The following is a 21,453-nucleotide window of genomic DNA, read 5'->3' as shown; positions in this document are numbered from 1 at the left end:
TACTCAGTGATCAAATACGGCCAGCGCCGCTGGGGTCTTGCTCGGAAGGGTCTTGGCGTCTTGCGGCACATCGTTGCCAGCGCCGAGGCCGCCGCCCAGGGCCGTCACCAGTTCGGCGTGGGCGCTCAGGCGAGCGGCCTGCACCTGTTGCTCGATCTGTTGCTGATGAAACAGCAAGGTCTGCGCATTCAGCACACTCAGGTAATCGGTGAGGCCACGTTGATAGGCGATCATCGCGATGTCGTAGGTCTTCTGCGCCGAGGCCACCGACTGCGCGGCGAAGGAGGCTTGCTTGTCCATCGATTCGCGGCGAATCAACTGGTCGCTGATGCCCTTGAGCGCATTGACCAGGGTCTGGTTGTACTGGGCGACGGCGATGTCATAACCGGCGCTGGCTTCGCCCAGTTCCGCACGCAGGCGGCCACCGTCGAAGATCGGCAAGGTGATCGCAGGTCCCACGTTGTAGTTGAATTTCTTGCCCGCCAGGAATTCCAGCATACCGCCACCGGTGGCCATGTAGCCGAGGCTGCCGACCAGGTCGACGTTGGGGTAGAAACCGGCGTGGGCCACATCGATGCCACGGGCCTGGGCCGCAACTTGCCAGCGGCGGGCAACCACGTCCGGGCGTTGGCCAAGCAATTGCGCGGGCAGGCTCGACGGTAATTTCAACGGTGCGGCCAGGGACAGGCTCGGGCGTTGCAACTGCGCGCCTTCCCCCGGGCCTTTGCCCGCCAGGGCCGCCAGCTGGTTACGGCTCAGGGCGATCTCTTCGTCGAGGGCGTCCAGTTGGCGATGGGTTTCCGGCAACGGGGTTTCGGCCTGGCTGACGTCGAAGTGGGTGCCGATCCCGGCATTCAAGCGCTTGTTGGCCAGGTCGAGGATCTGCTGCTGTTGCGCCAGGGTCGCCACGACGATATCGCGGTTGGCGTAATGCAACGACAACTGGATATAGGCGCGCACCACGTTGTTCTGCAATTCGAGCTGGGCCTGGCGCGCTTCGGCAACGCTCATGTGCGCCAGGTCGACTGCACGCTCGGTGGCATTGCTTTCGCGGCCCCACAAGTCGAGGGCGTAACTCAGGCCCAGGGACGCATTGTTGTCCCAGGTGTTGGCACCGCTCAGCTCGCCGGGACCATAGAACTGATCCTTCGGCCAGTTGTGGCGCTTGAGGGTGGTGTCGCTGTTGATCTGCAGCGACTCGGCCGACTCGGCAACCCCGGCCATGGCCCGCGCTTCACGCACTCGCGCGGCGGCCATGGCCAGGCTCGGGCTGTGTTGCGTGGCCAGGTCGACCCAGCGGTTCAGTTGCGTGTCGCCGTAGGCTTGCCACCATTGCCCGGTGGGCCAGCGGGCGTCCTGGGCGGCGCTCTGGATGGCTTCGTCGGTGGCCAGGTGGTTGGCGTCGAGAGATTGGCCTTGTGGGGCGATTCCTCCGGTTCCGATGCAGCCGCTGATTGCTAACGATAGAGCCCAAACACTGAGAGTCTTAAGCTCTCTGTTGATGCGACGCGGCACGGCAAGCGACTTCCTGAGGTGGTGGTGCAGGGTAGGTGGCGCAATTCTAGGGGGCGGCATGAAGGACGATAAGCTGGTATTCCTGTGAATCTTTGTTACCGTTCAGGCGATAATCCGTTGGTAGGGATCACTGGACGGCGTAACTTTCTGTCACAATTTGTTATCTCCCCTGAGAACACTCCATGGACACTTTGCAAAACATGCGCGCCTTCAGTTGCGTGGCCGAAGCCGGCAGCTTCACCGCCGCCGCCGTGCAACTGGATACCACCACGGCCAATGTGTCGCGCGCGGTCTCCAACCTTGAGGCCCATCTGCAAACCCGCTTGCTCAACCGCACCACCCGCCGCATCGCGCTGACCGAAGCCGGCAAACGTTATCTGCTGCGCTGCGAGCAGATCCTGGCCTATGTCGAGGAAGCCGAGGCCGAAGCCAGTGACGCCCACGCGCGCCCCGCGGGGCAGTTGAAAGTGCACACCATGACCGGTATCGGCCAGCACTTCGTCATCGATGCGATTGCGCGCTACCGCCGTACCCACCCGGACGTGACCTTCGACCTGACCCTGGCCAACCGCGTGCCGGACCTGCTCGATGAGGGCTACGACGTGTCCATCGTGCTGGCCAGCGAGCTACCGGACTCAGGCTTCGTGTCCCAGCGCCTGGGCATCACCTACAGCATTGCCTGCGCCTCGCCGGATTACGTCAAGGCCAAAGGTTGCGCGCAGCGCCCACAGGACTTGCTCAACCACGCCTGCCTGCGCCTGGTCAGCCCGGTGATCCAGTTGGATAAATGGACCTTCAACGGCCCCGAAGGCCAGGAAAGCGTGGCGATCAACACCTCGCCGTTCCTGGTGAACTCCGCCGATGCGATGAAAACCGCGATCACCAGCGGCATGGGCGTCGGCCTGTTGCCTGTGTACGCGGCCATCGAAGGCCTGCGCAATGGCACCCTGGTGCGAGTGATGCCCAACTATCGTTCCCAGGAACTGAACCTGTACGCCATCTACCCGTCGCGCCAATACCTGGATGCGAAGATCAAAACCTGGGTGGAATACTTGCGCGGTTCGCTGCCGGAGATCCTGGCGGCACACCAGGCGGAACTGGTGGCGTATGAGTTGAGTGGCAGCCTCAGCGGCGTGCGGATGGCGAACTGACAATCCGCAACAGGAATGTTAGCGTGCTTGGCATTCTTCCGTAGTCGATGAGCCCGCCTGCAATGAAAAAGACTGTCCTCGCCTTCAGCCGCGTCACCCCGGAAATGATCGAACGCCTGCAACAGGATTTCGAGGTGATCGCGCCCAACCCCAAGCTGGGCGACCTCAACGCTCAATTCAATGAAGCCCTGCCCCACGCCCACGGCCTGATCGGCGTGGGCCGCAAGCTGGGGCGCGAACAGTTGCAGGGCGCGAGCAAGCTGGAAGTGGTGTCCAGCGTGTCAGTAGGCTATGACAACTACGATGTGGCGTACTTCAACGAACGCGGGATCATGCTCACCAACACCCCCGACGTGCTCACCGAAAGCACAGCCGACCTGGCCTTCGCCCTGCTCATGAGCAGCGCCCGCCGGGTGGCCGAGCTGGACGCCTGGACCAAGGCCGGCCAGTGGAAAGCCAGCGTCGGCGCGCCGTTGTTCGGTTGCGACGTGCATGGCAAAACGCTGGGCATCGTCGGCATGGGCAACATCGGTGCGGCCGTGGCGCGGCGTGGGCGCCTGGGTTTCAACATGCCGATCCTGTACAGCGGCAACAGCCGCAAGCCAGCACTGGAGCAGGAACTGGGCGCACAGTTTCGCAGCCTGGATCAGTTGCTGGCCGAGGCGGATTTCGTCTGCCTGGTAGTGCCGTTGAGCGACAAGACCCGTCACCTGATCAGCACCCGCGAGCTGGGCTTGATGAAGTCCAGCGCGATCCTGATCAACATCTCCCGTGGCCCGGTGGTCGACGAGCCGGCGCTGATCGAAGCCCTGCAAAACCAGACAATCCGTGGCGCCGGGCTGGATGTGTATGAGCAGGAGCCGCTGGCCGAGTCGCCGCTGTTCCAACTGAGCAATGCCGTGACCTTGCCGCACATCGGCTCGGCCACCCACGAAACCCGTGAAGCCATGGCCAACCGCGCCCTGGACAACCTGCGCAGCGCCCTGCTGGGCCAACGTCCGCAGGACTTGGTGAACCCGCAGGTGTGGAAGGGCTGACTTTAAGGGCCCATGCCCCTAAAGCATGGGCCTCTCAAGTCGATAACCTTCCATAGATCGTCATCCCTGATCCACAGAAGGTTTTTATGTCCACCACCAAAGCCCGCGCAGACTCACTTTCGCTTCTGCTCTTTACCTTGCGCAGCGGCAAGCTGATGGCGATCAACCTGCTGAAAGTCAGCGAAATCATTCCCTGCCCGCCGCTGACCAAGCTGCCGGAGTCTCACCCCCACGTCAAAGGCATCGCCACCCTGCGCGGTAACTCGCTGGCGGTGATCGACCTGAGCCGCGCCCTCGGCGAAATGCCTCTGGCAGACCCCGACGGCGGCTGCCTGATCGTCACCGACGTAAGCCGCTCCAAACAAGGGTTGCACGTGCAGGCGGTGAGCAAGATCGTGCATTGCCTGACCACCGACATCCGTCCACCGCCCTATGGTTCTGGCGGCAACCGCGCGTTCATCACCGGGGTCACGCAGGTGGAAGGCGGCCTGGTGCAGGTGCTGGACATCGAGAAAGTCATCCACGGCATCGCCCCGGCACCGATCGAAGCGGCGCCGACCGACCTGACCATGGAAGAGGCCGAAGTGCTCGGCAATGCACGCATCCTGGTGGTGGACGACAGTCAGGTCGCCCTGCAGCAATCCGTGCACACTCTGCGTAACCTTGGCCTCACCTGCCACACCGCGCGTAGTGCCAAGGAAGCCATCGACGTGCTGCTGGAGCTGCAAGGCACGGTTGAGCAAATCAATGTGGTGGTGTCGGACATCGAGATGTCGGAAATGGACGGCTACGCCCTGACCCGCACCCTGCGCGAAACCCCGGATTTCCAACACCTCTACGTACTGCTGCACACCTCCCTGGACAGTGCGATGAACAGCGAAAAAGCCCGCTTGGCCGGCGCCGACGCCGTACTCACCAAATTCTCATCGCCGGAGCTGACCAAGTGCCTGGTGGTAGCCGCTCAAACGGTGGCGCAAAAAGGCCTGTGAGCGATTATTTCCAACTGCTGCGCCGCGACCTTACTGGCAGCCTGCCCGCCCCGCAATGGCCCGCCGGGGTGCAGCTGGACCACTACCGCGACGACCTGGCGCCAGCGATTCACGCCGTGTTGCGCCTGACCCAGGAACAGGGCGGCGGCCGCGTGCCCAACCTGGAAACCTGGCAGCACCAATTCACCACCGATGCCGAGTTCGATCCCACCCTGTGCCTGGTGGTCAGCAACGACGACGGCATTCTCGGCGTGGCCCAATGCTGGACCAGTGCCTTTATCAAAAACCTCTGCATTCACCCTTGCGCCCAAGGCCAAGGGCTGGGGCGTGCCCTGTTGCTGCACAGCTTCCAGGTGTTCAAGCAACGCGGTGAGCCCTATGTGGACCTCAAGGTGCTGGAGAGCAATGGGCGTGCTCGCCAGCTGTATGAAAGCGCGGGGATGAAATTTGTCCTACGCGACGTAGTCGCTCAGGACTGACACGCACTGGCGTGTAACTTGCTTCCAGAGAGCGAATCGGTGAACAGAGGTAAAAACCCGTCACCGTTCTTGCGTGCCCTCTGACCTAGCCTGGTGACAGATCCGCCATGAATACTCAATTTTCTTGCGTCGGTTGCGGCAAATGCTGCTCCGACCACCACGTGCCCCTGACCCTCGAAGAAGCCCGGATGTGGGCGGCGGACGGCGGTAACGTCATCGTTCTGGTGGAAGGTTTCCTATGCAATGGCCTGGGCCTGCCCCAGCAGCAACGCGAACACGCCGAGCGCCGTTCGGTGGTGGTGCCCAGCGGCAATACCGAGGCGTTTGTGGCAATCACCTTTGCCGCCTACAACGCCGGACGCTGCCGGAATCTTGACGACGACAACCGGTGCCGCATCTATGAGCGCCGCCCATTGGTGTGCCGCATCTACCCGATGGAAATCAATCCGCATATCCCGTTGAACCCCGCCGCCAAGGATTGCCCGCCAGAATCCTGGGAACAGGGGCCGGCGCTGATCGTCGGCGGTGAGCTGATGGACCAGGAACTGGCTGAACTGATCCGCCGCTCGCGCCAGGCCGACCGCGACGATGTGCAGACTAAAGAGGCGGTGTGCGCTTTGCTGGGCATTCGCACCACGGCGCTCAAGGGCGATGGATTTACGGCCTATCTGCCAGACATGGGCGCCTTCGCCCAGGCTATCGAGTTGGCGGTGAATCAGCCGTGCGTGGCCAATGAATGGGTGTTCCATGTGTCGGGGCTCGATATCGCCGAACAAGTGCTGGATGCCGGGGCGCAGATTGCCACCGAGGTGCCGGCCAACTATGCGTTTATCCCGTTACGCGCGGCTTAGACCGAGAACGCAAACACCGATCCGGCTCATGCTCCGTGCAATCAACAGTCATCATTGTGGGGCCAATCGATAAGGCGCAAGGATCCGTTGGTATTCGCCATTGTGCTTGAGCTGTTCGAGGGCGCGGTTGAGCTCCGTGCGTAAGGCCGTGTCGGTGTTGCGCAGCGCAATCGCTACGCCATCACCCAACATCTCGGCGGATACGGCGGCGCCCATGAAGTCGAAATCCTCGCCGGCTGCTGTGTCGAGCAACGCGCTGCGCATTTCGACGGTGCCCTGCAAAGTTGCATCGATATCGCCTGCCACCAGACTGCGGATCAATTCGTCGTTGAGCCAGAAGCTTTTGATGATCACCCCTTTTCCGGCCCATTGAGTCCGAACGAAGGCTTCGCGATTACTGCCCAGCAGCACACCGACCCGCTTGCCTTTGAGGGACTTTGTGGTCGGCATCAGCCCTGAGTCTCGGCGTGCCACTAGCCGTGTCGTGAAGGGGTAGAGGATATCGGTGAAACTCACCCAGCGTCGTCGCTTCGGGGTTGGCGCGATCCCCATGATTGCGTCGAATTGGCGGGCCTCAAGGTCTGCGAAGTTCTCCACCAGCACCTGGTCGACCCAGGTACAGCGCACATTCAACTGCTGGCAAAGGGCATTTCCCAATTCGATATTCAGGCCGACCAACTGCCCTTGCGGGTTGCGGCTCTGGAACGGCGGAAATAGAGCGGCGACGGCGAAACGGATTTCACGTCGCGGTTGATCCAGGCCCGCGACGGCATCCACTGCAAGTAACAGGGCAAGCGCTACACACAGGCGTACAAAGGCCACAGGATACGTCCTTTTCCGGAAAGAGCTCCCTCCTGCCCAGCCGGGTAAAAAATCAGGGCTGGGCAGAAACTGTGCAAGCTTTCAAGAAAGGATCGCAGGCCTACAAGCAGAAAGTTCGGCGATCAGCGTAGGCAACGTCCGTGAAACATTGCAGCGAATTATTCTTAACGTTTACCCATGGAGCGGCGAGTGCCCGGCGGTGCCATGCCTGGAGTCTTGGTATGACCGTTCTTGGCGCCGTTCTTGTACCAGGGCTGGGCGTTATTCTTGCTCCCCTCCAGCTCACCCGGCTTGAAAGGAAACTTGAACGCCGGGATCTCGGCTTTTTCAACGCCATCGGCGCTGGCCGAATCGACGAGATCGGTCGCTTCAACAGGGGATTGTGTCGGGGATGTCATGAAAGCTCCGGGGCGTGCAGGAAGTGATGCGGGCACACATTAAGGGCCACGTATGTAGGAAGTATACCTGCGCAACGCAAATCTTTGACCTGCGTCGTACGAGTGGTCAGGCCTTTACTGACGCGGCTGTCAGATAGCGGTCACTTTACTGACCGGGTCCGCAGGCTATAAATACTCACCCCATCTCTTTCCCTTCGTCCTGGCGCCTTACCGCATGCACATTCCTAGAAGAAAAACTGCAGTGATCGTGGGAGTCCTCATCCTGCTGGCCGTGGCGGCCTGGGCGCTGACCCGGCCTGCCAAGACCAAGCTGGTCGCCTCCACCGCCGTGCCGGTCCGCGTGATGAAAGTGGTGGAGCAGGATTTGCCACGCTACGTTACGGGCATCGGCTCGGTGCTGTCGTTGCACAGCGTGGTCATCCGCCCGCAAATCGACGGCATCCTCACACGATTGCTGGTCAAGGAAGGGCAATTGGTCAAGGCTGGCGATCTATTGGCGACCATCGACGACCGCTCGATCCGCGCCAGCCTCGACCAGGCCAAGGCACAATTGGGCGAGAGCCAGGCGCAACTGCAAGTGGCCGTGGTCAACCTCAAGCGGTACAAGGAACTGAGCGTTGATGACGGCATTTCCAAGCAGACCTACGACCAGCAACAGGCACTGGTCAACCAACTGAAAGCAACGCTACAGGGAAATCAGGCCGCCATCGACGCGGCCCAGGTACAGCTGTCATACACGCAGATTCGCTCGCCGGTCACCGGCCGCGTCGGCATCCGCAGTGTGGATGAAGGCAACTTCCTGCGCATGAGTGATGCCCAGGGGCTGTTCTCGGTGACCCAGATCGACCCGATTGCCATCGAATTCTCCCTGCCGCAACAGATGCTACCGACATTGCAGGGCCTGATCGCGGCCGCTTATCCCGCACGCGTGGACGCCTACCTCGGTGCCGATACCGAAAGTGAAAACTCCGACCTGCTGGGCCAAGGCCGCTTGAGCCTGATCGACAACCAGATCAGCGGCACCACCGGCACCATCCGCGCCAAGGCCGAATTCAGCAACAGCACGCAGAAACTCTGGCCGGGCCAGCTGGTGACGATCAAGATCCAGACCGCCCTCGACCGCAACGCCCTGGCAGTGCCGCCCAGCGTTGTGCAACGCGGCCTGGACTCGCACTTCGTGTACCGCGTCAACGGCGACAAGGTCGACATCGTGCCGGTGCAAGTGGTGTATCAGGACAGCGACCGCAATATCCTCAAAGGTGTTCAGGTCGGCGATGTGCTGGTCAGCGATGGCCAGTCGCGGCTCAAGGCCGGCGCCAAGGTCGAAATTCTCAAGGAGCCACCCCAGGCGATCCAGACCGCTGACGCCAAGGTGCAGCCATGACGACATCGCGGGGCTCGATTTCCGCCTGGTGCATCGACCGTCCGGTCGCCACCCTGTTGCTGACCTTCGCCCTGGTGCTGCTCGGACTGATTGCCTTTCCCAAGCTGCCTATCGCCCCGTTGCCGGAAGCCGAATTTCCGACGATCCAAGTGACCGCGCAACTGCCCGGCGCCAGCCCCGACACCATGGCATCGTCGATTGCGACCCCGCTGGAGGTGCAGTTCAGCGCCATCCCCGGCATGACCCAGATGACGTCCAGCAGTGCTTTGGGCTCCACCTTGCTGACCCTGCAATTTACCCTCGATAAGAGCATCGACACCGCTGCGCAGGAAGTGCAGGCCGCCATCAACACCGCCGCCGGCAAGTTGCCGAGCGACATGCCAAGCCTGCCGACCTGGCGTAAGGTCAACCCGGCAGACAGCCCGGTGCTGATCGTCAGTGTCAGCTCCCATGACATGCCCGGCACCGAACTGAGCGATCTGGTGGAAACCCTGCTGGCCCGGCAGATCAGCCAGATCGACGGCGTCGGCCAGATCAACATTACCGGCCAGCAACGCCCGGCGATTCGCGTGCAAGCGTCTCCCGACAAGCTCGCCGCCATCGGCTTGACCCTGGCCGACATCCGCCTGGCGATCCAGCAATCGAGCCTGAACCTGGCCAAAGGTGCGTTGTACGGCAAGAACAGCGTGTCCACCCTGGCAACCAACGACCAACTGTTCCACCCGGATGAATACGGCGACCTGATCGTTTCCTACAAGAACGGCGCCCCCGTTCAACTACGCGACGTAGCCAAGGTGGTTGATGGTTCGGAAAACGCCTACGTTCAGGCCTGGGCCGTGGACACACCCGGCGTCAACCTGGTGATCACCCGCCAGCCTGGCGCCAACATTGTCGAGACCGTGGAGCGCATCCAGGCCGAACTGCCGCGCCTGGAGGCCATGCTGCCGGCCTCGGTGCAGGTCAGCGTGTTGATGGACCGCACCACCACCATCCGCGCCTCGCTACACGAAGTCGAAATGACCCTGCTGATCGCCGTGTTGCTGGTGATCGGCGTGATGGCGATTTTCCTGCGCCAGTGGTCGGCAACCGTAATTGTGTCCAGCGTGCTGGGCGTGTCGTTGATCGCCAGTTTTGCCTTGATGTACGTGATGGGCTTCAGCCTGAACAACCTGACCTTGGTCGCCATCGTGGTGGCCGTGGGGTTTGTGGTGGACGATGCGATTGTGGTGGTGGAGAACATCCATCGCCACCTTGAGACAGGGTTGGACAAGCGCGAGGCGGCAATCAAGGGCTCCAGCGAAATTGGCTTTACGGTGGTGTCCATCAGCGTGTCCCTGGTGGCAGCCTTCATTCCGCTGCTGTTCATGGGCGGCGTGGTCGGCAGGCTGTTCAAGGAGTTTGCCTTGACCGCCACCTCGACCATCCTGATTTCCGTGGTGGTGTCCCTGACACTCGCGCCGACCCTGGCCGCATTGTTCATGAATGCGCCCAGCCATCGTCCCCATGACAAACCCGGCTTTGGTGAAAGGCTGCTGGCAGCCTACGAAAGAACCCTGCGCCGCGCCCTGGCCCACCAACGCACCATGGCCGGCATTTTCATGCTGACCCTGGCGCTGGCCGTGGCCGGCTATGTGTTTATCCCCAAGGGATTCTTCCCGGTACAGGACACCGGTTTCATCCTTGGCACCAGCGAGGCAGCTGCGGACGTGTCTTACCCGGACATGGTCGAAAAGCACAAGGCGCTGGCTGAGATCATGAAGGCTGATCCGGCTGTGCGGGCGTTCTCCCACTCCGTCGGCGTGACCGGTAGCAACCAGACCATCGCCAACGGTCGCTTCTGGATTTCCCTTGTTCCCCGAGGCGACCGGGATGTCTCCGCCAGCCAATTCATCGATCGCATCCGCCCCAAGCTGGCCAAGGTGCCGGGCATCGTGCTGTACCTGCGTGCGGGCCAGGACATCAACCTAAGCTCGGGCCCCAGCCGTAGCCAATACCAGTACGTACTCAAGAGTAACGACGGCGCAACGCTGAACACCTGGACCCAGCGGCTGACCGAAAAATTGCGCTCCATACCCGCGTTCCGCGATATCTCCAACGACCTGCAACTGGGCGGCAGCATTACCCACATCACCATCGACCGCCGCGCCGCCGCACGTTTCGGCCTGACCGCCACCGACGTTGACCAGGCGCTGTACGACGCCTTCGGCCAACGCCAGGTCAATGAGTTCCAGACCGAAATAAACCAGTACCAGGTGGTGCTGGAACTGGACACCCAGCAGCGCGGCAAGGCCGAAAGCCTGAATTACTTCTACCTGCGTTCGCCGCTGACCAATGAAATGGTGCCGTTGTCGGCGGTCGCCAGTGTCGATGCGCCCACCGTCGGCCCGTTGTCCATCAGCCACGACGGCATGTTCCCGGCCGCCAACCTGTCGTTCAACCTGGCGCCCGGTGTGGCGTTGGGCGATGCGGTGATCCTGCTCAACCAGGCGAAAAACGAAATCGGCATGCCAGCCTCGATCATCGGCAACTTCCAGGGGGCGGCGCAGGCGTTCCAGAGTTCGCTGGCCAGCCAACCCTGGTTGATCCTTGCGGCGCTGGTGGCGGTCTACATCATCCTCGGGGTGCTGTATGAAAGCTTCGTGCACCCGCTGACGATCATCTCGACGTTGCCTTCGGCCGGCCTGGGCGCACTGATCATGTTGTGGCTGTTGGGCCAGGACTTCTCGATCATGGCGCTGATCGGCCTGGTGCTGTTGATCGGTATCGTCAAGAAGAACGGTATCCTGCTGATCGACTTCGCCCTGGACGCCCAGCGCACCCGGGGGTTGTCGCCCCATGATGCGATCTTCGAAGCCTGCATCACACGGTTCCGGCCGATCATAATGACCTCATTGGCCGCATTGCTCGGCGCCCTGCCCCTGATGCTCGGCTATGGCGCCGGTGCGGAACTGCGCCAGCCGCTGGGCATTTCGGTGGTCGGCGGCCTGCTGGTGAGCCAGGCGCTGACGCTGTTCACCACGCCGGTCATATACTTGTACCTTGAGAAGTTTTTCCACAAGCCCAAACCAACGCCTGCGTTGGCGGCCACACAATGAGGCTGAGGCCCCGGCCTGGAGCAAAAGGCTCATGCGCGTCCTGATTATTGAAGATGAAGAAAAAACCGCGGACTACCTGCACCGCGGCCTGACGGAGCAAGGCTACACCGTCGACGTGGCGCGCGAAGGCGTCGAAGGCTTGCACCTTGCGCTGGAAAACGACTACGCGGTAATCGTGCTCGACGTGATGCTGCCGGGCCTCGATGGCTTTGGCGTATTGCGAGCGTTGCGTGCGCGCAAGCAGACGCCAGTGATCATGCTGACTGCCCGCGAGCGCGTGGAGGACCGCATCCGTGGCCTGCGCGAGGGCGCCGACGACTACCTGGGCAAGCCGTTTTCCTTCCTGGAACTGGTGGCCCGCCTGCAAGCCCTGACCCGCCGCAGCGGTGGGCATGAACCGGTGCAGGTGACCGTCGCGGACCTGTGGATCGACCTGATCAGCCGCAAGGCCAGCCGCAATGGCTTGCGCCTGGACCTGACTGCCAAGGAGTTCTCGCTGCTCAGCGTGTTGGCGCGGCGCCAGGGCGAAATCCTGTCCAAGACCGCGATTGCGGAAATGGTCTGGGACATCAATTTCGACAGCGACGCCAACGTGGTGGAAGTGGCGATCAAGCGCCTGCGCGCCAAGCTCGACGGGCCGTTTGACACCAAGCTGCTGCATACCATCCGGGGCATGGGGTATGTGCTGGAGAGTCGTAGTGTCGGCTAACTCCATCGCCCTGCGCCTCAGCAGCATGTTCACGCTGGTAGCGGCGTTGATCTTCCTGTTGATCGGCGGCGCGCTGTATCAGCAGGTGGACCGCAGCCTGGGTTTGTTGCCGGGCGCCGAGTTGGATGCGCGCTATAGCGTGTTGGAGTCTTCGGTCAACCGCTTCGGCACGCCGGACCATTGGGTGAAGATGCAGACCAAGCTCAAGTTACTGGGCGAGGAAGACAAACGCATCCGTTTCTGGGTAGTGAGCAGCGATCCGAACTACGAGTATGGCAACCCCGACGCGCAGATCCGCGCCTTTGCCGAGGGGCCGACGGGCAAGCGCGACTTGCGCTTGCCGGGGCGCGAATACCCGCTCAAGGTGCTGGTGAGCCAGTTCCCGGCCAAGGATCAGCGCCCGCCGCTGCGTTTCATGATCGCCATCGACACCGAGAATTTCCGAGCCACCCAGCACCACCTGTTGGTCGCGTTGGTCAGCCTCGCATTGGTCGGCGTGGTACTCGCTTCGTTATTGGGTTTCTGGGTCGCGCGCATCGGCCTCAAGCCGTTGGGCAAACTCTCGGATGAGGCGCAGAAACTCGCACCACCCAAGCTCTCCGGTCGTCTGCAGCTGTCACCGTTGCCGCCGGAACTGAGCCAGTTCGTCAACTCGTTCAACTCCACCCTGGATCGCGTCGAGCAGGCCTATTCGCGCCTGGAGTCGTTCAACGCCGACGTGGCCCATGAACTGCGCTCGCCGCTGACCAACCTGATCGGCCAGACCCAGGTGGCCCTGACCCGAGGACGGTCGGCCGAGCATTACTTCGAAGTGCTGCAATCCAATCTCGAAGAACTGGAGCGGCTGCGTTCGATCATCAATGACATGCTGTTCCTCGCCAGCGCCGACCAGGGCAGCAAGGCCACCAAGCTGATCGAAAGCTCCCTGGCCGATGAAGTGGCGACCACCCTCGACTACCTGGACTTCATCCTCGAAGACGCGCAAGTCGAGGTGCAGGTACGCGGCGATGCCACGGTGCAGATCGAAAAAGCCCACCTTCGCCGTGCCTTGATCAACCTGCTGAGCAATGCGGTACAACACACCGCACCCGGACAGGTCATCGTTGTGAACATCGAGGTGCAGGAGCACCAGGTGGCAATCGGCGTGACCAACCCCGGTGACGCGATTGCCAGCGAACATCTGCCGCGCCTGTTCGAACGCTTCTATCGAGTGGACGCGTCGCGCAGCAACAGCGGGGCCAATCACGGCCTGGGTCTGGCCATCGTCAAGGCGATTGCCTTGATGCACGGCGGTGATGTGTTCGTGCGCAGCGAGGGTGGCGGGAATACGTTTGGCATCACCCTGCCGGTCTAACCTCTGACTGTTGCGATTTGGGCAACAGTCATTATCTTGTTACACTCTGTATCGTACCGCTCGCCTGCGTTAATTTGACGCATCGATGAGCGCGACGGCAAAGGCAGTCTCCGCTTACCCGAATTTCCCTCGACTTTTTTCCAGGGCTCTACACTGGGAATCTGTCTTAAAGCCGCTGACTTCAGCGGCTTTTTTTTGCCGTAAAAAAGGCCAGGCACACCCAACGACATTGGCCGTTTCCGATAGACCAAAGGAGCTCCACCGGTGAAGAACTCGCTGACGTTCACCCCGTTATTCCTCGCGATTGCAGCAACGATTGCCCCCCTTGCCCACGCGGCAGACACCACCCCCGCCGACGGTTTCGTCGAAGGCGCCCACCTCAACATCAACACCCGCAACTACTACATGAACCGCGACCGTCGCGACATTCACACCGACGACAGCAAGGAATGGGGCCAGGGCTTTCTCGGCACCTTCGAATCCGGCTACACCCAAGGCACCCTCGGTTTCGGCCTGGACGCCCACGCCATGCTCGGCCTCAAGCTGGACGGCGGTGGCGGCACCGACGGATCCAGCATCCTTCCTTACGGCAGTGGCAACGGCAAGGCGCCTGGCTCGTTCTCGACGGCCGGCGGCACCTTGAAAATGCGTGGGTTCGATACCGAGTTGAAAGCCGGCGACCTGTTCCTCAACAACCCGGTGATCGCCGGCGGCATGACCCGTATGCTGCCGCAGACCTTTCGCGGCGTGAGCCTGACCAACCATAGCTTCGACGGCTGGATGTTCGAAGGCGGCCAGGCCAGTTTCACCAAGCTCTATAACCAGAGCGGCCACCGCCGCATCGGCACCAGCTACGGCGCTCTGCCGAATAATACCGACAGCCAGCACATGAACTGGGCCGGTGTGTCGTTCAGCGGCATCGAAGGGCTGACCAGCAACCTTTACGCCTCCGAACTCAAGGACGTGTGGAACCAGTACTACTACGACCTGGACTACACCTACGCGCTGAATGACCTGATCAGCCTCAACCCAGGCCTTCACTACTATCACACCCAAGACACCGGCCAGTCCCTGCTGGGGGATATCGACAACAACACCTACAGCCTGCACCTCACCGTCGGCGTGGGAAACCATAGCGTCACGGCCACCTACCAGCGGATCAACGGCAATACGCCGTTCGACTACATTGCCCAGGGCGACAGCATCTACCTGGATAACTCCCAGCAGTACTCCGACTTCAACGGCCCCAACGAACGCTCGTGGAAGCTCAAGTACGCCTACGACTTCGCCGGTCTCGGCATGCCCGGCCTGACCTCGGCCGTGTCCTACATCAGCGGTAAGACCGACCTGACCAAGGTCGATCCGCAAAGCCGTGGCTACAGCGCCTGGTACAGCGCCGATGGCAAAGATGCCAAGCACTGGGAACGAGATATCGACCTCAAGTACGTGGTACAGGGCGGCAAGGCCAAGGATCTTGCCGTGCGCCTGCAATGGGCGACCAATCGCGGCAGTAACGGCTACTCGGCGGTGGATCGCGACGTGGATGAATACCGGGTGATCGTTGATTACCCGATCAACGTGTTCTGACGGACAGATCTTTCTTTTTAACCAAGTATTTAATTTTCATCGGGTAGAACTAAACTGCCAGCATCCTCACCGCTGAAGTCTGCCCGATGAGTCAATCCAGTTCTCGCACCCTGCCGGCACGCCCGGAGCTGTTTCTGATGCTGGGCAGCGGCCTCACTGTCGTCCTGATCGTGGTGATCGTCGCGGCGCTGCTGATCCGCGAACACGCCAGCACCCTGCAGGCCGCCAAGCGCGCCACCAGCAACATCACCCAACTGATCAATGCCGATGTGCTGCGCAACGTCGAACTCTACGACTTGGCGCTGCAAGGGCTGATCGCCGCCACCACGCGCCAGGACTTGAACCAGGTTTCGCCGGACATCCGGCACCTGGTGCAGTTTGATCAATCCACGGCGGCCCCCTTCAAAGGTGAGGTGCTGTTACTGGACGCCAATGGCGCGGTGATTGCCGACTCTTCGACGCTGTGGCCGACGCCGCGCAACTTTGCCAATCGCGATTACTTCCAGGCCCATCAACGTACATCCCAGGCCGGGTTGTTCATCAGTCGCCCATTCAAGATCCACTGTGCCTGCGACCAGGTGTGGCGCATTGCATTCAGCCGCCGGGTGTCCGGCCCCAACGGTGAGTTTGCCGGTGTGGCCGTGGCGACCATGCGCTTGGCGTACTTCGATCAACTGTTCAACCGCCTGGCCATCGGCAATGGCAGCTCTGTCAATCTGCTGAATACCCACGGCATCCTCCTGGCCCAGCAGCCCTTGCTGGAACGCGACATGATCGACAAAGACCTGAGCGATCGCCCCAACTTCAAACGCATGCTGCGCGAGGGCGAAGGGAGTTTCCGGGCGATCTCCGCCCTTTCCGGCCAGGAACGCCTGTATACGTTCAGCAACGTCGGTGAGTTGCCGCTGATTGTGGTGGTGGCGCTCTCCGCCGATGACGTATTCGCGCCCTGGCAACGCGCCGCGCTGCTGGTCAGCAGTGCCACCGGCATCCTCTGTGTCGGCTTGCTCTGGCTGACCTGGATGCTGCGCCGGGAACTGCGCCGCCGTTATCGCACCGAGCGCGTGCTGTCAGAACTGGCAGCCACCGACGCGCTCACCGGCTTGGCCAACCGCCGTATCCTGGACGAGCGCCTGCGCCTGGAATGGGACCGCGCGCAACGTTCGACCGAGCCGCTGACGGTGCTGATGATCGATGTGGACCACTTCAAGGCGTTCAACGACCGCCACGGCCATCACGGCGGCGATGAAGCATTACGCACTGTCGCCCAGGTGATCGGTACCAATATCCGCCGCCCGGCCGACCTGGCCGCGCGCTATGGCGGCGAAGAGTTTGCGGTGGTGCTGCCGGTGACCGATGCCAAGGGCGCCTGGGTGATTGCCGAGCATATCCGCAGCGGTATCGAGCACTTGCCGAGGGTGGGAGGAGATGAACAGCCGATTACGGTGAGCATCGGCATGAGCACTTGGGACAAGCGCAGCCGTCAGTCGCTGGAGGCGTTGTTGCTGAGTGCGGATCAGGCGCTCTACGAAGCCAAGCACACCGGGCGTAACCGTATTGTGGATGCGAATAACCAGGCATAAAAAAAGGCCACCCGAAGGCAGCCTTTCAAAACTAAAGAAAGAGAGTTGTTACTTACACCGCCGCAACGGGACGCATGTAAGAGATCGGTGCGGTGCTGGCATCTTCGAAGGTCACGACTTCCCAAGCGTCTGTCTGCTCAATCAACTTGCGCAGCAGCTGGTTGTTAAGGGCGTGGCCCGACTTGAAGCCTTTGAACTCGCCTATCAGGCTATTGCCCAGCAGGTAGAGGTCACCGATTGCATCGAGGATCTTGTGCTTCACGAATTCGTCTTCGTAGCGAAGGCCGTCTTCGTTCAGTACACCATCCGCGTCGACCACAATGGCGTTTTCAACGCTGCCGCCGAGTGCGAGGTTGTGCTTGCGCAGGTACTCGATGTCACTCATGAAACCAAAGGTACGGGCGCGGCTGACTTCTTTTACGAACGAAGTGCTGGAAAAATCCACGCTTGCACTTTGGGTGCGGTCACGGAATACCGGGTGATCGAAATCGATCTCAAAGCTCACTTTAAAGCCTTCGAACGGGACGAAGGTGGCGCGCTTGTCGCCGTCTTCTACTGTCACTTCCCGCAGAATGCGAATGAACTTCTTGGCTGCGTCCTGTTCTTCCAGGCCGGCAGATTGAATCAAGAATACGAAGGGTCCAGCGCTGCCATCCATGATCGGGACTTCGGACGCGGAGAGCTCGACGTAGGCGTTATCGATGCCCAGGCCAGCCATGGCCGAGAGCAAGTGCTCCACCGTGTCCACTTTGACGTCACCGTTGACCAATGTGGTCGACATCGTGGTTTCGCCAACGTTTTCCGCGCGAGCAGGAATCTGCACCACAGGGTCCAGGTCGGCACGAACAAACACGATGCCGGTGTCGACAGGTGCGGGCTTGAGGGTCAGGTATACCTTCTCCCCGGAGTGCAGACCTACACCTGTGGCACGGATAATATTCTTCAGGGTGCGTTGTTTAATCATGGCTTGGACCGCTTGAGCGCAAATTGCGAACTGGTATCAACAAAGGCTGGCGATAATAGCAGACCAGACCTTTGCTGAACACCAATCACCTTCATAGCCCTGATACATTCCATTAATCGGCCTGACGACGCAGGAATGCCGGGATGTCCAAGTAGTCCAGATCATCTTGCGGATTCGGGCTACGGGACGCCGCAGCACCGGCCTGAGCCTGGTTGCGCATCACGGTCGGACGGTCTAGGTCACGGTAGTTCACCGACGGCAGTTCCTGGCGCGAAGGCGCTGGAGCGGCAGCCGCTTGGCTCGCGTGGCTGGCTTGGGCGTTGTGCAGGGTGTTGTCGATCACCTTCACAGGCTTCTCGATTTTTGCACCCAGGCCGGTCGCAACCACGGTCACATGCAGCTCGTCGCGCATGTCCGGATCGATCACGGTGCCGACTTTGACCATCGCGTGCTCGGAAGCGAAGGCTTCGATGATGCTACCCACGTCGGAGTACTCACCCAGGGACAGGTCAGGGCCGGCGGTGATGTTCACCAGGATGCCGCGTGCACCTTGCAGGTTCACGTCTTCCAGCAACGGGTTGCGGATGGCCGCTTCAGTAGCTTCACGTGCACGGTTCGGACCGCTGGCGCAGCCAGTGCCCATCATCGCCATGCCCATTTCGCTCATTACAGTACGTACGTCGGCAAAGTCGACGTTGATCATGCCTGGACGCTTGATGATGTCGGAGATACCGCGAACGGCACCGGCCAGTACGTCGTCAGCCTTGGCGAAGGCGGACAGCAGGCTGGCGTCCTTGCCCAGGATGGTCAGCAGTTTCTCGTTGGGGATGGTGATCAACGAGTCGACGCTTTCAGACAGCAGACGGATGCCTTCGTCGGCGATCTGCATGCGCTTGCGGCCTTCGAACGGGAACGGACGGGTCACGACAGCAACCGTCAGAATGCCCATTTCCTTGGCCACTTCGGCGATGATCGGCGCAGCACCGGTACCGGTACCACCGCCCATGCCGGTGGTGATGAACACCATGTTGGTGCCTTGCAGCACTTCGGCAATACGCTCGCGGTCTTCCAGGGCGGCTTGACGGCCGACTTCCGGATTGGCGCCAGCACCGAGGCCCTTGGTCACGGCTGTGCCCAATTGCAGGATGGTCCGCGCGCCGATGCTTTTCAGCGCCTGGGCATCAGTGTTGGCGCAGATGAATTCAACGCCTTCAATGTTGCTCTTGACCATGTGGTTGACAGCGTTGCCGCCGCCACCGCCGACACCGATTACTTTGATAACCGGGCTTGCGGGGATGTTGTCTACGAGTTCGAACATGTTCCCTCTCCTTTCATTTCTCTAGTTTTTTCGCCTACTGCTTACAACGGTGTCGCGGTAAATCTTTAAAAATTGCCTTTGACCCATGCCTGCAACCGCTCGAACAACGGCGCTTTCGCCTCGTCGTCACTGCGGTAGCTGTCACGGTTGCTCGGGCCCGACAGGGAAATGCCGTCGGTCTGCTTTTGCAGCCCGTACAACAGCAAGCCCACACCGGTGGAGTAAATCGGGTTGCGCACCACGTCGCCCAGGCCTTTGACGCCATGGGGCACGCCCAGGCGGACGGGCATGTGGAAGATTTCCTCGGCCAGTTCGACCGCGCCTTCCATCTTCGAGGTGCCACCGGTCAGCACGATGCCGGCCGGGATCAGATCTTCGTAGCCGCTGCGGCGCAGTTCAGCCTGGATCAGGGTGAACAGTTCGTCGTAGCGCGGCTCGACCACTTCGGCCAGGGCCTGGCGCGACAGTTCGCGCGGTGGACGGTCGCCCACGCTCGGCACCTTGATGGTCTCGCCGGCACCGGCCAGCTTGGCCAGGGCGCAGGCGTAGCGAATCTTGATTTCTTCGGCGTACTGGGTCGGCGTACGCAGCGCCATGGCGATGTCGTTGGTCACCTGGTCACCGGCAATCGGGATCACGGCGGTGTGACGGATCGCACCCTCGGTGAAGATCGCGATGTCGGTGGTGCCGCCGCCGATGTCGACCAGGCATACGCCCAGTTCTTTTTCGTCGTCGGTCAGTACCGAGTAGGCCGAAGCCAGTTGCTCAAGAATGATGTCGTCGATTTCCAGGCCGCAGCGGCGCACGCATTTTTCAATGTTCTGTGCGGCGTTGACGGCGCAGGTCACCACGTGGACCTTGGCTTCCAGGCGTACGCCCGACATGCCCAGCGGCTCGCGAACGCCTTCCTGGTTGTCGATCACGTAGTCCTGCGGCAGCGTGTGCAGCACGCGCTGGTCAGCCGGGATCGCCACGGCCTGGGCAGCGTCAAGGACGCGCTCCAGGTCGGCGGAGCTGACTTCGCGGTCGCGGATCGCCACGATGCCGTGGGAGTTCAGGCTGCGGATATGGTTGCCCGCCACGCCAACGAACGCCGAGTGGATCCGGCAACCGGCCATCAGCTGCGCTTCTTCGATGGCGCGCTGGATCGATTGCACGGTGGACTCGATGTTCACCACCACGCCCTTCTTCAGGCCCCGGGACGGATGCGTGCCAATACCGACGATTTCGATAACGCCGTCTTCCCCGACCTCGCCCACCAGCGCCACCACTTTGGAGGTGCCGATGTCGAGACCGACGATCATTTTGCCGCTTTGCACGTTTGCCATGGGTCCTGCCTCTTCTTAATTCTTCGCGACAGCGGGTTGCGCTGCCGTGGGCGCTGCCGGTTCACGCCAGCCGACGGCCAGGCCGTTGGCGTAACGCAGGTCGACGCTCGCAATGTTCGTAATCTGTTCTTTCAAGGTCTTGTCATAGATGGCAATGAAGCGGCGCATCTTTTCCACCAAGCGGTCGCGTCCCAGCAACAACTGGATGCCCGGGCCGGAACTGCCTGCCCCGGTCGTCAAAAACCAGCTACCCCGTTCACGCAGTTCCAGGCGTGCAATGGAGAAGCCCATGGGACGCAGCATCTGGCTCAAGGCCTGGTACTGCTGCATCACTTGTTGCTGCGCCCGCTGCGGCCCGAACAGCTGCGGCAGGTGCTCGTAGTTCGCCAGCTCACGCGGGGTGAACGCCTGGCCCTGGTTGTTCAACAGCGCTTCGTCGCCCCAACGGGCCACGGGCAGTTGTTCTTCCAGGCGGATCGTCACCTGGTCCGGCCATACTCGGCGGACTTCGGCGTGGGCGATCCACGGCATCTGTTCCAGCTCCGAGCGCATACCGGCCAGGTCGATGGTAAAGAAGCTCGCCGCCAGGTACGGGCCGATGCGCTGCTGTACCGCTTGCTGACTGATGTAGCTCAAGTCGCCCTGCACGCTGATCTTGGTGATCGGCCGGTCGGCATACGGCAACAGACGCTGCGCGCCTTCGTAGGTTCCGAAACCCAGCACCACCAGCAACACCGGCCAGAACAGCGCCTTGAGGAAACCAAAGTTGGCTTTCGGCAGGCGCGCCGACATCGGCTCTTTAGCCACCATTCGGCTGGCACCCCGTGGCACCGGCTTGCGGCTCGGTGCTTGTGGGGGCTGATGACGAAGCGATGCGCCTTTCATGTCC

The 21,453-nt window shown here is 61.4% G+C and carries 18 protein-coding genes; 11 read left to right on the top strand and 7 right to left on the bottom strand.

Annotated elements, in window-relative coordinates; all coding sequences use genetic code 11:
* Window positions 1-3: 3 nt before the first annotated feature.
* Window positions 4-1,515 (bottom strand): efflux transporter outer membrane subunit, encoded by a 1,512-nt coding sequence (locus HX823_RS10270; protein ID WP_177074797.1) that lies wholly within the window; start codon window positions 1,513-1,515, stop codon window positions 4-6.
* Window positions 1,516-1,697: 182 nt separating this feature from the next.
* Between HX823_RS10270 and HX823_RS10265 the strand changes: the two genes are divergently transcribed.
* The 5 genes from HX823_RS10265 (at window position 1,698) to HX823_RS10245 (ending at window position 6,022) form a co-directional block, all read left to right on the top strand.
* Window positions 1,698-2,666 (top strand): LysR family transcriptional regulator, encoded by a 969-nt coding sequence (locus tag HX823_RS10265; protein WP_016974978.1) that lies wholly within the window; start codon window positions 1,698-1,700, stop codon window positions 2,664-2,666.
* Window positions 2,667-2,728: 62 nt separating this feature from the next.
* On the top strand, window positions 2,729-3,703 hold the full coding sequence (locus HX823_RS10260) for a D-glycerate dehydrogenase (protein WP_177074796.1): 975 nt from the start codon (window positions 2,729-2,731) through the stop codon (window positions 3,701-3,703).
* Between the two features lie 86 nt (window positions 3,704-3,789).
* Window positions 3,790-4,692, top strand: coding sequence for a chemotaxis protein CheV (locus HX823_RS10255; RefSeq protein WP_016974976.1), 903 nt, complete (start codon window positions 3,790-3,792; stop codon window positions 4,690-4,692).
* Complete coding sequence (locus HX823_RS10250) at window positions 4,689-5,171, top strand: N-acetyltransferase (protein ID WP_038849927.1); 483 nt, start codon at window positions 4,689-4,691, stop codon at window positions 5,169-5,171. The genes HX823_RS10255 and HX823_RS10250 overlap by 4 nt, the downstream gene beginning before the upstream one ends.
* A 107-nt stretch (window positions 5,172-5,278) precedes the next feature.
* Window positions 5,279-6,022, top strand: coding sequence for a YkgJ family cysteine cluster protein (locus HX823_RS10245; protein WP_038849926.1), 744 nt, complete (start codon window positions 5,279-5,281; stop codon window positions 6,020-6,022).
* A 51-nt stretch (window positions 6,023-6,073) separates the two neighbouring features.
* Here HX823_RS10245 and HX823_RS10240 read toward each other — a convergent pair whose 3' ends face one another.
* Window positions 6,074-6,844: a transporter substrate-binding domain-containing protein gene (locus HX823_RS10240; RefSeq protein ID WP_177074795.1), complete on the bottom strand. Its 771-nt coding sequence runs from the start codon at window positions 6,842-6,844 to the stop codon at window positions 6,074-6,076.
* Window positions 6,845-7,008: 164 nt separating this feature from the next.
* On the bottom strand, window positions 7,009-7,242 hold the full coding sequence (locus HX823_RS10235; RefSeq protein ID WP_033899501.1) for a hypothetical protein: 234 nt from the start codon (window positions 7,240-7,242) through the stop codon (window positions 7,009-7,011).
* Between the two features lie 214 nt (window positions 7,243-7,456).
* Between HX823_RS10235 and HX823_RS10230 the strand changes: the two genes are divergently transcribed.
* From HX823_RS10230 to HX823_RS10205, 6 genes are all read left to right on the top strand, one after another.
* Entirely contained in the window at window positions 7,457-8,626 is a 1,170-nt protein-coding gene (locus tag HX823_RS10230) for an efflux RND transporter periplasmic adaptor subunit (RefSeq protein WP_038849919.1), read from the top strand.
* Complete coding sequence (locus tag HX823_RS10225; protein ID WP_033899497.1) at window positions 8,623-11,721, top strand: multidrug efflux RND transporter permease subunit; 3,099 nt, start codon at window positions 8,623-8,625, stop codon at window positions 11,719-11,721. Before HX823_RS10230 ends, HX823_RS10225 begins: the two co-directional genes overlap by 4 nt.
* Before the next feature lie 31 nt (window positions 11,722-11,752).
* Entirely contained in the window at window positions 11,753-12,430 is a 678-nt protein-coding gene (locus HX823_RS10220) for a heavy metal response regulator transcription factor (protein ID WP_033899495.1), read from the top strand.
* A complete protein-coding gene (locus tag HX823_RS10215; RefSeq protein ID WP_177074794.1) occupies window positions 12,420-13,784 on the top strand; it encodes a heavy metal sensor histidine kinase in 1,365 nt (454 codons plus the stop codon). Before HX823_RS10220 ends, HX823_RS10215 begins: the two co-directional genes overlap by 11 nt.
* A 264-nt stretch (window positions 13,785-14,048) precedes the next feature.
* Window positions 14,049-15,371 (top strand): OprD family porin, encoded by a 1,323-nt coding sequence (locus HX823_RS10210; RefSeq protein ID WP_177074793.1) that lies wholly within the window; start codon window positions 14,049-14,051, stop codon window positions 15,369-15,371.
* An 86-nt stretch (window positions 15,372-15,457) separates the two neighbouring features.
* Entirely contained in the window at window positions 15,458-16,954 is a 1,497-nt protein-coding gene (locus HX823_RS10205; protein ID WP_133074623.1) for a sensor domain-containing diguanylate cyclase, read from the top strand.
* A 52-nt stretch (window positions 16,955-17,006) separates the two neighbouring features.
* Here HX823_RS10205 and lpxC read toward each other — a convergent pair whose 3' ends face one another.
* The 4 genes from lpxC to HX823_RS10185 form a co-directional block, all read right to left on the bottom strand.
* Window positions 17,007-17,918 (bottom strand): UDP-3-O-acyl-N-acetylglucosamine deacetylase, encoded by a 912-nt coding sequence (gene lpxC, locus HX823_RS10200; RefSeq protein WP_003171886.1) that lies wholly within the window; start codon window positions 17,916-17,918, stop codon window positions 17,007-17,009.
* Between the two features lie 112 nt (window positions 17,919-18,030).
* Window positions 18,031-19,236 carry a cell division protein FtsZ gene (ftsZ, locus tag HX823_RS10195; protein WP_016974964.1) on the bottom strand — a complete coding sequence of 402 codons (1,206 nt, stop codon included), beginning with the start codon at window positions 19,234-19,236 and terminating at the stop codon, window positions 18,031-18,033.
* A gap of 65 nt (window positions 19,237-19,301) precedes the next feature.
* Window positions 19,302-20,564, bottom strand: a complete 1,263-nt coding sequence (gene ftsA / locus HX823_RS10190; RefSeq protein WP_010213031.1) for a cell division protein FtsA — start codon at window positions 20,562-20,564, stop codon at window positions 19,302-19,304.
* 15 nt (window positions 20,565-20,579) lie between these two features.
* Window positions 20,580-21,449, bottom strand: a complete 870-nt coding sequence (locus tag HX823_RS10185; protein WP_033899483.1) for a cell division protein FtsQ/DivIB — start codon at window positions 21,447-21,449, stop codon at window positions 20,580-20,582.
* Window positions 21,450-21,453 lie beyond the last annotated feature (4 nt).

The organism is Pseudomonas sp. P7759 (assembly GCF_013386445.1).
In the GTDB taxonomy this organism is placed as follows: Bacteria; Pseudomonadota; Gammaproteobacteria; order Pseudomonadales; family Pseudomonadaceae; genus Aquipseudomonas; species Aquipseudomonas azotoformans_A.
Note: the sequence above shows the minus strand (reverse complement) of the source record. Positions and strands in the feature narration are given on the sequence as shown.

Coding starts and splice junctions, on each gene's coding strand:
- ftsA (WP_010213031.1), bottom strand. CDS start 20,564: ATGGCAAACGTGCAAAGCGGCAAAATGATCGTCGGTCTCGACATCGGC.
- lpxC (WP_003171886.1), bottom strand. CDS start 17,918: ATGATTAAACAACGCACCCTGAAGAATATTATCCGTGCCACAGGTGTA.
- HX823_RS10185 (WP_033899483.1), bottom strand. CDS start 21,449: ATGAAAGGCGCATCGCTTCGTCATCAGCCCCCACAAGCACCGAGCCGC.
- HX823_RS10220 (WP_033899495.1), top strand. CDS start 11,753: ATGCGCGTCCTGATTATTGAAGATGAAGAAAAAACCGCGGACTACCTG.
- HX823_RS10255 (WP_016974976.1), top strand. CDS start 3,790: ATGTCCACCACCAAAGCCCGCGCAGACTCACTTTCGCTTCTGCTCTTT.
- HX823_RS10230 (WP_038849919.1), top strand. CDS start 7,457: ATGCACATTCCTAGAAGAAAAACTGCAGTGATCGTGGGAGTCCTCATC.
- HX823_RS10205 (WP_133074623.1), top strand. CDS start 15,458: ATGAGTCAATCCAGTTCTCGCACCCTGCCGGCACGCCCGGAGCTGTTT.
- HX823_RS10235 (WP_033899501.1), bottom strand. CDS start 7,242: ATGACATCCCCGACACAATCCCCTGTTGAAGCGACCGATCTCGTCGAT.
- HX823_RS10260 (WP_177074796.1), top strand. CDS start 2,729: ATGAAAAAGACTGTCCTCGCCTTCAGCCGCGTCACCCCGGAAATGATC.
- HX823_RS10225 (WP_033899497.1), top strand. CDS start 8,623: ATGACGACATCGCGGGGCTCGATTTCCGCCTGGTGCATCGACCGTCCG.
- HX823_RS10265 (WP_016974978.1), top strand. CDS start 1,698: ATGGACACTTTGCAAAACATGCGCGCCTTCAGTTGCGTGGCCGAAGCC.
- HX823_RS10245 (WP_038849926.1), top strand. CDS start 5,279: ATGAATACTCAATTTTCTTGCGTCGGTTGCGGCAAATGCTGCTCCGAC.
- ftsZ (WP_016974964.1), bottom strand. CDS start 19,236: ATGTTCGAACTCGTAGACAACATCCCCGCAAGCCCGGTTATCAAAGTA.